Annotated in this window: 1 protein-coding gene; it reads left to right on the top strand. The window is 65.8% G+C overall.

The annotated features are described in order from the left end of the window. Nucleotides 1–9: 9 nt before the first annotated feature. Nucleotides 10–257 (top strand): beta-ketoacyl synthase N-terminal-like domain-containing protein (locus LI94_RS22920; protein WP_152664916.1); only part of this gene is annotated, 248 nt, incomplete at its 3' end.

Here is a 257-nt window from a genome sequence, read left to right as displayed (position 1 = left end):
GAGGTTGAGTTGAGCGAGAAGAGTGCTGCGCCGGTCGGGGGGCCGGATCGTCGGGCGATTGTTGCTGAGGCGCTGCGCAAGATTGATGATTTGACGGCGCGGTTGGCGGTTGCCGAGGCTGGCGATACCGAGCCGATCGCGGTGGTGGGTGTGGGGTGTCGTCTGCCTGGTGGGGTGGATGGGCCGGCCGCGTTGTGGCGGTTGTTGTGTGATGAGGGTTCGGGGATTGTTCGGGTTCCGGCGGATCGCTGGGATGC

It is taken from the genome of Mycobacterium sp. UM_Kg27 (assembly GCF_000972905.1).
Taxonomy (GTDB): domain Bacteria; phylum Actinomycetota; class Actinomycetes; order Mycobacteriales; family Mycobacteriaceae; genus Mycobacterium.
The sequence above is the reverse complement of the archived record's forward strand: the minus strand, read 5'-3'. Positions and strand labels throughout refer to the sequence as shown.